Annotated in this window: 12 protein-coding genes; 4 read left to right on the top strand and 8 right to left on the bottom strand. The window is 62.9% G+C overall.

Going from position 1 to position 12,440, the window contains the following annotated elements; all coding sequences use genetic code 11:
- Positions 1–79 precede the first annotated feature (79 nt).
- From VMP31_RS04725 to VMP31_RS04715, 3 genes are all read right to left on the bottom strand, one after another.
- Positions 80–550, bottom strand: a complete 471-nt coding sequence (locus VMP31_RS04725) for a MaoC family dehydratase (RefSeq protein ID WP_325504586.1) — start codon at positions 548–550, stop codon at positions 80–82.
- Positions 547–1,509 (bottom strand): alpha/beta hydrolase, encoded by a 963-nt coding sequence (locus tag VMP31_RS04720; protein ID WP_325504584.1) that lies wholly within the window; start codon positions 1,507–1,509, stop codon positions 547–549. The genes VMP31_RS04725 and VMP31_RS04720 overlap by 4 nt, the downstream gene beginning before the upstream one ends.
- A 212-nt stretch (positions 1,510–1,721) precedes the next feature.
- Positions 1,722–2,447, bottom strand: coding sequence for a substrate-binding periplasmic protein (locus VMP31_RS04715; protein WP_325504582.1), 726 nt, complete (start codon positions 2,445–2,447; stop codon positions 1,722–1,724).
- A gap of 188 nt (positions 2,448–2,635) precedes the next feature.
- Here VMP31_RS04715 and fadD2 point away from each other — a divergent pair, with 188 nt between their 5' ends.
- Complete coding sequence (gene fadD2 / locus VMP31_RS04710; RefSeq protein WP_325504580.1) at positions 2,636–4,324, top strand: long-chain-fatty-acid--CoA ligase FadD2; 1,689 nt, start codon at positions 2,636–2,638, stop codon at positions 4,322–4,324.
- Between the two features lie 218 nt (positions 4,325–4,542).
- A complete protein-coding gene (fadD1, locus tag VMP31_RS04705) occupies positions 4,543–6,231 on the top strand; it encodes a long-chain-fatty-acid--CoA ligase FadD1 (protein WP_325504578.1) in 1,689 nt (562 codons plus the stop codon).
- 265 nt (positions 6,232–6,496) lie between these two features.
- Here the strand turns inward: fadD1 and VMP31_RS04700 are convergent, their stop codons facing one another.
- Genes VMP31_RS04700 through dapE form a run of 3 tightly spaced genes read right to left on the bottom strand, consistent with a single transcriptional unit; the run spans position 6,497 to position 8,828 of the window.
- Positions 6,497–6,868, bottom strand: a complete 372-nt coding sequence (locus tag VMP31_RS04700) for a hypothetical protein (protein WP_325504766.1) — start codon at positions 6,866–6,868, stop codon at positions 6,497–6,499.
- A gap of 2 nt (positions 6,869–6,870) precedes the next feature.
- Entirely contained in the window at positions 6,871–7,677 is an 807-nt protein-coding gene (locus tag VMP31_RS04695) for a putative RNA methyltransferase (RefSeq protein ID WP_325504576.1), read from the bottom strand.
- Positions 7,674–8,828, bottom strand: coding sequence for a succinyl-diaminopimelate desuccinylase (dapE, locus tag VMP31_RS04690; protein ID WP_325504574.1), 1,155 nt, complete (start codon positions 8,826–8,828; stop codon positions 7,674–7,676). Before dapE ends, VMP31_RS04695 begins: the two co-directional genes overlap by 4 nt.
- A 199-nt stretch (positions 8,829–9,027) precedes the next feature.
- On the opposite strand from dapE, the gene tcdA reads away from it, so the two are divergent.
- Entirely contained in the window at positions 9,028–9,849 is an 822-nt protein-coding gene (gene tcdA, locus VMP31_RS04685) for a tRNA cyclic N6-threonylcarbamoyladenosine(37) synthase TcdA (RefSeq protein ID WP_325504572.1), read from the top strand.
- A 74-nt stretch (positions 9,850–9,923) separates the two neighbouring features.
- Positions 9,924–10,727, top strand: a complete 804-nt coding sequence (locus VMP31_RS04680; RefSeq protein ID WP_325504570.1) for a substrate-binding periplasmic protein — start codon at positions 9,924–9,926, stop codon at positions 10,725–10,727.
- Here the strand turns inward: VMP31_RS04680 and VMP31_RS04675 are convergent.
- Both VMP31_RS04675 and VMP31_RS04670 read right to left on the bottom strand, forming a co-directional pair.
- Complete coding sequence (locus tag VMP31_RS04675; RefSeq protein ID WP_325504569.1) at positions 10,706–11,137, bottom strand: SufE family protein; 432 nt, start codon at positions 11,135–11,137, stop codon at positions 10,706–10,708. The two genes, VMP31_RS04680 and VMP31_RS04675, sit on opposite strands and share 22 nt — an antisense overlap.
- Positions 11,134–12,339: a cysteine desulfurase gene (locus VMP31_RS04670; protein WP_325504567.1), complete on the bottom strand. Its 1,206-nt coding sequence runs from the start codon at positions 12,337–12,339 to the stop codon at positions 11,134–11,136. The genes VMP31_RS04675 and VMP31_RS04670 overlap by 4 nt, the downstream gene beginning before the upstream one ends.
- Positions 12,340–12,440: the final 101 nt, after the last annotated feature.

Here is a 12,440-nt window from a genome sequence, read left to right as displayed (position 1 = left end):
CGGTGACTTGGGCTAACAAGCTTAGAAGCTGTTGACGATCTTGCCGCAAAAGCAACGCACAGCCGATCGTGAGCGAGGTTTAGCCGATGGTGATGGGCGGCAGCTGAGTCAGTTCAACGGTCTGCGCCTTGCGCGGGGCGAGGATTTCCGCTTCGCCGTCCACTACCAGTTCATCGTTCTGGTTGAATACACGGGTGGCCACGCGTACGCGGAATTTCGGCAGCTTTTCCAGGATTTCCAGGCGCACGGTCAGGGTGTCGCCGAGTTTCACCGGTAGGGTGAAACGCATGCTCTGGCCGAGGTAGATGGTGCCCGGGCCAGGCAGCTCGCAGGCTACCGCAGCGCTGATCAGGGCACCGCTGAACATACCGTGGGCGATGCGTTCCTTGAACATGGTGGTGGCGGCGTATTCGGCGTCCAGGTGGACCGGGTTGTGGTCACCGGATACTTCGGCGAACAGCTGGATATCGCGTTCTTCGACCTTCTTGCTGTAGCTGGCGGTCTGGCCGACTTCGAGGGCGTCGTAGGGGGTATTGCTGCTTTGGCTCATGGATGACTCTCTTGGCTCGGTTGTGGACACTGGCGCGGCTGGCCGAGGGCCTGCTGCAACCAGTCGATAATGTAGGTGGTGACCTCGTCGCGGTTGCTCTCGTTGAGCACCTCGTGACGGGCATCCGGGTAGAGCTGCAATTGCACATGGGGGTTGCCGGCGGCGCGTAGGGCGTTGGCCAGATCGGCCTGGCGTTTGCCGTCGCTGACCGGGTCACAGGCACCGCCGATCACCAGCAAGGGCAGGCTGCTGTCGATCTGCGCCAGGTTGTCGAGCGGGGAGATCTGTTGCAGGCCGGCGAACAGGTCGACCCAGAGTTGATTGACGCAGCGAAAGCCGCAGAGCGGGTCGCTCACGTACTTGTCGACTTCGGCCGGGTCGCGGCTGAGCCAGTCGAACTCGGTGCGGTTGGGTTTGAAGCGCTTGTTGAACGAGCCGAAGGTGGCGAATTCGAGCAGGCCGCTGCGTCCGCTGGGGCCTTGCCGCCAGCGCTCGAAGCGGGCCAGTAGTTCGGCGAGACGGTACAGCGCCGCCGGCTGGTAGTTGGAGCCCGAGAGGATCGCCCCCTGCAGGCTGCAACTATGCTGCATCAGATAAGCCTGGCCGATATAGCTGCCCATGCTGTGGCCCAGCAGGAAGATCGGTGCTTGTGGGTGTTGCTGGCGGATATGGTGGTTGAGCCTGGCAAGGTCGCCCACCACCAGGTTCCAGCCGCCCTGTTCGGCGTACTGGCCGAGCAGGCCGTGTTCGGCGGTTTTGCCATGGCCGCGCTGGTCATGGGCATAGACTTCGAAACCCGCTGCCACCAGCGCCTCGGCAAAACGCCCATAACGACCGCTGTGCTCGGCCATGCCGTGGGCCACCATCAGCACGGCTTTGGGCGGTTGGGCGGGGTACCAGCGGTTGACATAAATCGGCGCTGCATCTGTGCTGGTCAGCCAGAACGTCTCGTGGAGCATGGCGAATCCCTTAACAGGCCGTTGCTGCCGCCTGTGTTGCCGTTACCGCGTTAAAAATGGCCTCGGACTGCCGGTATGCGCTGGGCATGCCGGGTATTTCGCCATTTTTGCCTTGTCTCGCCTGCCGCGCCCGGGTCTTTCGACGGCCTGTGTAGCGTGCAAGTGCCGCGCATTGTGCACCGCGCGCGGCCTGCCGCAAAGCCTGGCGCGCGTCAGTTATTGTGCCGGCGCAGTATGCGCGTGTACTCGCCGCTGGCATGCAGCTCGCGCAGGCCTTGTTCGTAGATCCTGATCCAGTCGGGCTGGCCCGGGCGGCTGGGGGCGAAGCCCACCAGCAGCGGAATCCGCTCCAGCACCGTGCCTTGCCACACCAGCTGCCCCCGCAGTCGCGGGTCACGAGCCACCAGGTGTTCGCCGACCCGACGTTCCAGGAGTATCTGATCAAAGCGCCCGGCCTGCAGTTTGCGCAGGTTGCTGAGGTCGTCCACCGCCTCTTCCAGAATCATCCCGGCTCCGAGAATGCGCTGGGGGTAGCCGTAACCGCGGACTATGCCCAGGGTTTTCCCGCGCAGTTGCCCCAGGTGGTCGATGTTCAGCGGGTGGCCGCGCCGCACGAACAGGCCCAGTTCGCTGTAGAACAGCGGCCGGGAGGCGATCAGGCGCTCCTCCTGAACTTCCCTGGGCCATAGCGCCAGGGCTCCCTGGTAGTGGCCTTGGCGCAGGGCGGCGCGCGCCCGGGCCCAGGGTAGAAAATCGATCTGCGCCGCATAACCCTGCACGGCAAAGGCGCGACGGGTTAGTTCGACTATGCTGCCACCGTTACGTAGGTGTTCGGAGCTGTAGGGCGGGTATTCCAGGGTGGCCAGGCGCAGTGGTTGCGCATGGCTCGGGTTGCCGCACAACAGCAGACACACTGCTACAAACAGAATAATCGGCATGGCGGCTTGGCTGGGGGCCTGTGCGGGAAGGTAATGGGCGAGGGGCCCGGATAGCGCTCAGGGTGAGCGGCTAGATTCAGCTCGTCAATGACGCGCTCTGACTATTTGCCCACCTGAGCTTAGCTGTTACTTTCCAGGCAACTCCGCTGCGCGGATAGGATCATTTCAGGGCAAGAGGATAAAAATAAATGCAGCCTGATTTCTGGAACGATAAACGCCCGGCTGGCGTACCCAATGACATCGACCTTGGGGCTTACAAGTCGGTGATCGAGGTGTTCGAGCGCTCGTGCAAGAAGTTCGCTGACCGGCCGGCTTTCAGCAACCTGGGGGTGACCCTGACATACGCCGATCTGGACCGCCAGTCCGCGGCCTTTGCCGCCTATCTGCAGAAGCACACCGACCTGCAGCCCGGCGAGCGCATCGCCGTGCAGATGCCCAACGTGCTGCAGTATCCGATTGCCGTGTTCGGGGCCCTGCGTGCCGGGCTGATCGTGGTCAACACCAATCCGCTGTACACCGCCCGCGAGATGCGTCACCAGTTCAAGGACGCCGGGGTACGCGCCCTGGTCTACCTGAACATGTTCGGCAAGCTGGTGCAGGACGTGCTGCCGGATACCGAGATCGACTACCTGATCGAGGCCAAGATGGGTGACATGTTGCCGAGCCTCAAGGGCTGGCTGGTCAACACCGTGGTGAAGAAGGTCAAGAAGATGGTGCCCGAATACCATCTGCCGCAGGCGGTGGCGTTCAAGGACGCGCTCAAGCAGGGCCAGGGGCATGGCCTCAAACCGGTCAAGGTCGGCCAGGATGATGTCGCCGTGCTGCAGTACACCGGCGGTACCACCGGGGTGGCCAAGGGCGCGATGCTGACCCACGGCAACCTGGTGGCCAATATGCTCCAGGTCGATGCCTGCCTGTCGCAGCTGGGGCCGGACGGCAGCCCGCTGATGAAACAGGGCCAGGAGATCATGATCGCGCCGCTGCCGCTCTACCATATCTATGCCTTTACCGCGAACTGCATGTGCATGATGGTCAACGGCAACCACAACGTGCTGATCACCAACCCGCGGGATATCCCGGGCTTCGTCAAGGAGCTGGGCAAGTGGCAGTTCTCCGCGCTGCTGGGCCTCAATACGCTGTTTGTCGCGCTGATGGATAACCCGGATTTCCGCAACCTGGATTTCTCCAAGCTCAAGGTCACCAACTCCGGCGGCACCGCCCTGGTCAAGGCTACGGCCGAGCGCTGGCAGGCCATGACCGGCTGCGCCGTGGTGGAAGGCTATGGCCTGACTGAAACTTCGCCGGTGGCCAGCACCAACCCCTATGGCGACCAGGCACGCCTGGGCACTGTGGGTATTCCGGTGCCGGGTACGGCGTTCAAGGTGATCGACGACGACGGCAACGAGATGGCGCTGGGCGAGCGCGGCGAGCTGTGCATCAAGGGCCCGCAGGTGATGAAGGGCTACTGGAACCGCGAAGAGGCCACCGCCGAGGTGATGGATGTCGAGGGCTGGTTCAAGAGTGGTGACGTGGCGGTAATCGACCCGGACGGCTTTGTGCGCATCGTCGACCGCAAGAAGGACATGATCATCGTCTCCGGCTTTAACGTGTACCCCAACGAGATCGAGGATGTGGTCATGGGCCATCCGCAAGTGGCCAGCTGCGCCGCCATCGGTGTGCCGGACGAGAGATCCGGCGAGGCGGTCAAGCTGTTCGTGGTGGCCCGTGAGGGCGGGGTAACCGCCGAGGAGCTGAAGGCCTACTGCAAGGAGAACTTCACCGGTTATAAGGTACCCAAGCACATCGTTTTCCGCGATGCGCTGCCGATGACCCCGGTGGGCAAGATCCTCCGTCGCGAGCTGCGCGATATCGCCTAAGGCCCGTCGTTTGGCGGTAGGTCGAGGCAAATGACCGGATCAAATGATCCGGTTTTTTTGTGACCGTGCGGCCCGTCTCTGGTGCTGGTCGCTCCCTGGCAAAGCTGCTACTCTCGGGCGGCTTTTTGCCCCCTGGAGTGGGCTAGAGCGGGCAAACATACAATAAACAGCCGCCTGTATGCGGCGAAGATCAAGCTGTTGCTGAGGAGTGGGCTTCCATGACCGAGAACTTTTGGAAGGATAAGTATCCTGCCGGGATCGCTTCCGAAATCAATCCTGACCAGTACCCGAATATTCAGGTGGTACTGAAAGAGTCCTGCCAGCGCTTCGCCGACAAGCCAGCCTTCAGCAATATGGGCAAGACCCTGACCTATGGCGAGCTGTATGAGTTGTCCGGCACCTTTGCCGCCTACCTGCAGCAGCACACCGATCTGCAGCCCGGCGACCGCATTGCCGTGCAGCTGCCCAACGTTCTGCAATACCCGGTGGTGGTGTTCGGTGCCCTGCGCGCCGGCCTGATCGTGGTCAACACCAACCCGCTGTACACCGCGCGGGAAATGGAACACCAGTTCAACGATTCCGGGGCCAAGGCTCTGGTCAGCCTGGCCAATATGGCCCATTTGGCTGAGCAGGTATTGCCCAAGACCGGGATCAAGACGGTCATCATCACCGAAGTCGGCGACATGCTTTCGCCGCTCAAGCGTCTGCTGGTCAATACGGTGGTCAAGCACGTCAAAAAAATGGTGCCGGCCTACAACCTGCCGCAGTCCATCAAGCTCAATGCCGCCCTGGCCAAGGGCCGTGGCCTGGCGGTTAAGGACGCCGCGCCGCGCAGCGGTGATATCGCCGTGCTGCAATACACCGGCGGCACCACCGGGGTGGCCAAGGGCGCGATGCTGACCCATCGCAACCTGATCGCCAACATGCTCCAGGTCAAAGCGCTGATGGGCGCGGAAATGAGCGAAGGCAGCGAAGTGCTGATCGCGCCGCTGCCGCTGTACCACATCTACGCCTTCACCTTCCATTGCATGGCAATGATGCTGATTGGTGGGCACAACGTGCTGATCACCAACCCGCGTGACCTGCCGGCGATGACCAAGGACCTGGCCAAGTACAAGTTCACCGGTTTTGTCGGCCTCAATACCCTGTTTGTTGCCCTGTGCAACAACGAGGACTTCCGCAAGCTGGACTTCTCCACCCTGAAGGCCACCTTCTCCGGCGGTATGGCGCTGCAACTGGCTACTGCCGAGCGCTGGAAGCAGGTGACCGGTTGCTCGATCTGCGAAGGCTTCGGCATGACCGAAACCAGCCCGGTGGCCTCGGTCAACCCGTTCAGCAATATCCAGATCGGCACCATCGGCATTCCAGTGCCGTCGACCCAGTGCAAGGTGATCGACGACGACGGCGTCGAGCAGCCGCTGGGTGCGATTGGCGAACTGTGCGTCAAAGGTCCGCAGGTGATGAAGGGCTACTGGCAGCGCCAGGAAGCCACCGACGAAATCCTCGACGCCGAAGGCTGGTTGAAGACCGGCGACATCGCGGTGATCCAGGAAGACGGTTACATGCGCATTGTCGACCGCAAAAAGGACATGATTTTGGTGTCCGGCTTCAACGTCTACCCCAATGAACTGGAAGACGTGCTCGCCACCCTGCCGGGCGTGCTGCAGTGCGCGGCCATCGGTGTGCCGGATGAGAAATCGGGCGAAGCGATCAAGATCTTCGTGGTGGTCAAGCCGGGTGAAACCCTGACCAAAGAGCAGGTCATGGAGCACATGCGCGCCAACGTCACCGGCTACAAGGTGCCCAAGGCCGTGGAGTTCCGTGACGTGCTGCCGACCACCAACGTCGGCAAGATCCTGCGCCGCGAACTGCGTGACGAAGAGCTGAAGAAACTGGGCAAGAAGTAAGCGCCCGGTTAAAGCAAAACCCCGCCTCGGCGGGGTTTTGTTGTTTTAGGGGGAGGCCGCGATTTCTGGTGCACGCGGCGTACGGGTGTAGGACGTAGGATGGGTGATAACCCATCAGCCAATTGATGGGTTATCACCCATCCTACTTTCTGGGCCACCGTTCAAAGCCATCACGACCCAAGACGGTGAAGATATCCCGCAATGTCGCTCCGCTTAAGTGAACAGCATTGCGCCTAGGCGGGGCTTGTTGTTTTAGGGGCCGCTGTTAGCCCGTGCGCCAGGTGATTTCTTCTACCCCATCGGCGCTGATGCGCATCCAGCGGTCGGCTTGTTCGTCGCTTTCTTCTTCCTGCCAGCCGCCGGGTGCGCAGCGGACTTCGACATTCAGGGCGGCGAAGGCAGCCTGGGCGCAGGCCAGGTCGTCGGCCCAGGGTGTAGCGTCGCTTTCCAGATACAGGCTGTGCCATTTGCCGACGGCCTTGGGCAGCCAGGTTACGGGTACGTTGCCGGCTTGGCATTTGTAGGTCTGGCCCTTCTGTTGCCAAGGCGTGCAGCTGCCCAGGGCCTGGCCCAGCCATTCGCCGATGGCAGTGTGGTCGGCGTCTTTCAGGTAGATCTCGATATCCGGTTGGCGCATGGTCATATTCTCTCGATCCAGTCGTAGCGGATGGCAACAGTCACTTCACAGGGTTCGGCGATCACCGCTGCGCGCTTCTCGGCGCTAGCGCGCCAGCCGTGCGGGGTCATGGCCAGCAGGTCGGCGCGGGCCTGGCTGCTGTCCAGTTGCAGGGTGAAACTCAAGGTTTCGCTATGGGCCAGGCGCATGCCTCCGGGGATCAGTTCCAGGTGCTTCTGATCATCGTAGTCGCGCACTTCGTCATAGAGTTTCTGCCGCAATTCCATCAGATGCTCACTCGTCGGCCCCATACGCAACAGGCCGCCGCCGGGGGCGAGCAGGCGCTTGGCTTCCTGCCAATCCAGCGGGCTGAATACGCTGGCGAGCAGCTGGCAGCTGGCATCCGCCAGCGGTACCCGGGCCATGCTTGCCACCAGCCAGCTTAGCTGTGGCGCGCGCTTGCAGGCCCGCTTGACCGCTTCGCGGGAAATATCCAAGGCATAGCCGTCCGCCTGGGGCAGGCTATCTGCGAGCTTGGCGGTGTAATAACCCTCGCCGCAGCCGATATCCAGCCAGCGCGCGGGTTGGTAGCCGGCCGCGAGCTGAGCCAGGCGCTCTGCCAGCGGCACATAATGCCCGCCATCGAGAAAACGCCGACGCGCTTCGACCATGGCGGCGTTGTCGCCAGGGTCGCGGCTGTTCTTGTGTTGCACCGGCAGCAGGTTCAGGTAGCCCTGGCGCGCGCGGTCGAAGCGATGGCCTGCTGGGCAGACCACGCTATTGTCGACGACGCTTAACGCGCTTTGGCAGATGGGGCAGGTGAGGCTCATGCGAGAAGTTTGACCAGGGTCTGGTAATAGATTTCGGTCAGCACATCCAGGTCGCTGGCCAGTACCCGCTCGTTGATCTGGTGAATGGTGGCATTGACCGGGCCGAGCTCCACCACCTGGGCGCCGAGGGTGGCGATAAAGCGTCCGTCGGAGGTGCCGCCGCTGGTCGAGGGCTGGGTGTCGCGGCCGGTGACCGTCTTGATGCTGGCGGCCACGGCGTCGAGCAGGGCCCCAGGCTCGGTGAGGAAGGGCAGGCCGGACAGCGCCCACTCCAGGTGATAGTCCAGGCCGTGCTTGTCGAGAATGGCTTCGACGCGCTTCTGCAGGCCTTCGACCGTGGATTCGGTGGAGAAGCGGAAGTTGAATACCGCTTTCAGCTCGCCTGGGATGACGTTGGTCGCTCCAGTGCCAGCGTTGAGATTGGAAATCTGGAAGCTGGTCGGCGGGAAGAAGGTATTGCCATCGTCCCAGTGTTCGGCGGCCAGTTCGCTCAGGGCCGGTGCGGCCAGGTGGATAGGGTTCTTGGCCAGATGCGGGTAGGCCACATGGCCCTGAACGCCGCGCACGCTGAGGGTGCAACCGAGGGAGCCGCGGCGACCATTCTTCACCACGTCGCCGACCAGCGAGGTGCTCGAGGGTTCGCCGACGATGCACCAGTCCAGGCGTTCGCGCCGCGCGCCCAGGCGTTCGATCACGGCCTTGGTGCCATGGTGGGCCGGGCCTTCTTCGTCGCTGGTGATCAGGAAGGCAATGCGGCCCTTGTGGTTCGGATATTCGCCGACAAAGCGCTCAACGGCGATGATCATCGACGCCAGGCTGCCTTTCATGTCGGCCGCACCGCGGCCGCAGAGCATACCGTCTTCATCGATCAGTGCGTCGAACGGCTGGTGCTGCCAGGCTTGCAGCGGGCCGGTCGGCACTACATCGGTGTGTCCAGCGAAGCACAGCACCGGGCCCTCGTTGCTGCCGTGGCTGGCCCAGAAATTGTCCACTTCCTCGATCCGCATCGGCTCGATGTTGAAACCGCAGGCAGCCAGGCGGCGCGTCATCAGCTCCTGACAACCTTCGTCGAGGGGCGTGACGGAGGGGCGACGAATCAGCTCGCAGGCAAGCTCCAGGGTCGGGGAGAGGGTCGGGGCGATGGCGGTCATTGCGGCTCCAAGGCGGCATCAGGCGGAAAGGTCGCCATCTTAAAGCAAATTGGCCGCAATGGGCCGCCGCCAGGCTGTTTCGCCGGCCGTGGTCCCGCCATTGGTCTGCTGGCCATGGGCCAGGCAAGACAGTGCTTGGGTCGTGGCCTGCGGCTTCCTATAATGCGCCGCCTCGGATGCGGGGTAGCGAGGAGAGAAGATGCCTGTGGATGAACAACGCTTTGCGGGAATCGCCCGTCTGTATGGCCGCGAAGGTGCCGAACGGCTGGCGGCTGCGCATGTTGCGGTGGTCGGCATCGGCGGCGTGGGCTCCTGGGCGGCCGAGGCCCTGGCGCGCTCCGGGGTGGGCGAGATCTCTCTGTTCGACCTGGATGATGTCTGCGTCAGCAACAGCAATCGCCAGCTGCATGCGCTCGATAGCACGGTCGGCCAGCCCAAGGTCGAGGTGATGGCGGCGCGTATCCGTGGCATCAACCCCGGCTGTGTGGTGCATGCGGTGGCGGATTTCGTAACCCGTGAAACCATGGCCGAGTACATCACCGAACAACTGGATGCGGTGATCGACTGCATCGACAGCGTCAACGCCAAGGCCGCGCTGATTTCCTGGTGCAAACGGCGCAAGATTCAGGTGATCACCACCGGCGGCGCGGGCGGGCAGATCGACCCGACGCAGGTTCAGGTCGGCGATCTGAACAAGACCTGGAACGACCCACTGGCCGCCAAGGTGCGTTCCACCCTGCGCCGTGAGTATGGTTTTTCACGCACCGCGGGGCGCAATTACAGCGTGCCCTGTGTGTACTCCAGCGAGCAGCTGCGCTACCCCAAGCCCGATGGCACGGTGTGTCAGTACAAGGGCTTTGTCGGTGAAGGGGTCAAACTCGACTGCGCCGGCGGTTTTGGCGCGGTGATGATGGTGACGGCGACCTTTGGCATGGTCGCGGCCGCGCGTATTGTCGATAAGTTGGTGGCTGGTACACGGCGGCCGGCGGAGCGGCAGCCTGCACATAGTGATGTTGGCTAAGATTTAAACAATGACCGCGTGCGGTCGATGTTCAGCAGGGATGTGCTGGTGATTCTCTTTTGAGGTGTGCTGTGTTGTCCCTGCTGCGTCATGTGTTACGTCATATCCCGCGATCTGTGCTGCTGCTTGCAGCGCTTTCTGCTTGCCTGAGTGCTCATGCTCACCCGGTTGTGCGGGTTGGCAGCGGTGACTGGGTGCCCTATGTCGATCAGCAGCGCGAAGATGGCGGTGCTTTGTCGCGGCTGGTGCGCGATATTTTCAAGGCGGCGGGTTATCAGGTCGAATTCGTCTACTACCCCTGGGACCGCAATTTGCTGATGCTCGAGCACGGCAATCTGGATGCGGTGATGCCGTATTCCTGCTCCGCCCAGCGGCGGCGTATCAGCGAGTGCAGTGATCCGGTGGTACAGGGAGAGATTGTGTTGTTCCAGCGCACCGACCAGCAGTTGAACTGGGCGCGTATCGAAGACCTCAAGTCTTTCAGCATCGCCACCACCCTGGGCTACTCCTATGGTCCGCAGTTCGATGCGGCGGTGCAGAGCGGGCAATTGCAGGTGCAGCAAAGCGGCAAGGAAGAGACCGGATTTCGCCTGCTGGAACTGGGGCGTGTGGATTTTCATCCGCAGGATCGGGCAGTGGGCTACGCCATGCTGCGGCGGATGTTTACCCCTGAGGCGCGGGCGGCAATCACCCATCATCCGCGGCTTTTGAATACCGAGCCGTTGCACCTGCTGTTTCGCAAAGACGATGCCAAGGCTGATCAGTTGCGTGAGGTATTCAACGCCGGCCTGCGCCGCCTGGCCGAGAGCGGTGAGCTGGAGCGGTTGCAGCAGGCTTTGTACTCCGGCAATGCGGATCAGTGGTCGGTCACGCCCTGATCGGCGGCATCCAGCAGCTGTTGCATACGTATAAGTACGGCCTGCAGGCCATTACTGCGTGACGGCGACAGCTGGCGGGCCAGGCCGAGCTGGGTAAACCAGTCCGGTAGATCCAGTTGCGCCAATTCGGCCTGTGCCAGGCCATTGACCCGCGTCAGCAGCAGCGCGAGCAGACCACGCAACAGCCGTGCATCACTGCTGGCGCGAAACTGCCAGTGCTGGCCGGCACGTTCGCCGATCAGCCACACCTGGCTTTCACAACCCTGTACCCGATTGGCTTCGCAGCGTTCGTCTTCACTGAGCGGGGCAAGCCGTTCGCCCCATTGCATCAGCAGGCGCGCGCGCTGTTCCCAGCCGGGGCATTGGCCGAAGGCCTCAAGGGCCTGTTGGGCGCTGGCCGGCAGGGTCATTGCAGCAGCTCCAGAGCTTGATCCAGGGCGGCGAAAAAGCGTTGCAGGTCGGCCGAGTCGTTATACAGCCCCAGGGATACGCGAATCGCCCCGCTTAGTCCCAGGCCATGCAGCAGCGGCATGGCGCAGTGATGGCCGGCGCGCACGGCGATGCCCTGTTCGGTCAGCAGGTGCGCGAGGTCTGAGTGATGGACGCCGTCGACCACAAAGCTGGCCAGGGCGACGTTGGGCGTGCCGAGCAGGCGTATGCCCTGGCGCTGCCGCAGCCCTATGATCAGCTCGGTATGCAGCGCCGCTTCGTGGGCGCTAACGGCGCTGGCGTCGAGGCGGCTCAGATAATCCAGGCTGGCCCCGAGGGCGATCACCGAGGCAATCGGCGGCGTGCCGGCCTCAAAGCCCAGTGGCGCGGGGCGAAAGGTGGCGCTGGCATAGTCGGTGTGCAACAGCATCTCGCCGCCAAACTGCCAGTGCGCCAACTGCTCCAGGGCCTGCGGGCGGCCATAGAGCAGGCCGACGCCGTCCGGGCCGTACAGTTTGTGGCTGGAGCAGATATAGAAGTCGCAGCCCAGGGCCTGCACATCATGGCGGCCATGCACCACGCCCTGGCTGCCATCGACCACCGTCAGCGCGCCTTGCGCCTGTGCCAGCGCGAGCAGTTGCTCAAGCGGCTGCCAGCAACCGAGCACGTTGGACAGCTGGCTGACCGCCAGCAGGCGGGTGCGTGGGCCGATCAGTTGCGCGGCGTGGGTAAGGTCGATCAGGCCATGGCTGTCGAGCGGCAGCACCACCAGCTTGAGCTGACGACGCAGCGCCAGTTGTTGCCAGGGCAACAGGTTGGCGTGGTGTTCCAGGGCGCTGATGACGATCTCGTCACCGGGATACAGGCGCTGTTCCAGGCCGTAGGCCAGCAGGTTGAACGCTTCGGTAGCGCTGCGGGTAAAGACGATCTGCTCGGCGTCGGGCGCATTCAGCCACTGCGCGACCTTCTCGCGTGTTGCTTCGAATGCGCGGGTGGCGCGTTCGCCCGGTACATGCTGGGCGCGATGGACATTGGCTGCGCCACCGGCGTAATAGCCGAGCAGGGTATCGAGCATGGCCTGGGGTTTTTGCGCGGTGGCAGCGCTGTCCAGATAGGTCTGGCCTTCGGCCTCGAGGGCCCGAATGCCGGGGAAGTCAGCGCGCCAGGGGGAGTGGATAGGCATGGGCAGGCAATCGAGACCGTAGGATGGGTTGAGCGCAGCGATACCCATAATGAGCGTGATGGGTATCGCGATGCTTAACCCATCCTACAAGAGCACGTAGG

It is taken from the genome of Pseudomonas sp., assembly GCF_035512415.1.
Taxonomy (GTDB): domain Bacteria; phylum Pseudomonadota; class Gammaproteobacteria; order Pseudomonadales; family Pseudomonadaceae; genus Aquipseudomonas.
Note: the sequence above shows the minus strand (reverse complement) of the source record. Positions and strands in the feature narration are given on the sequence as shown.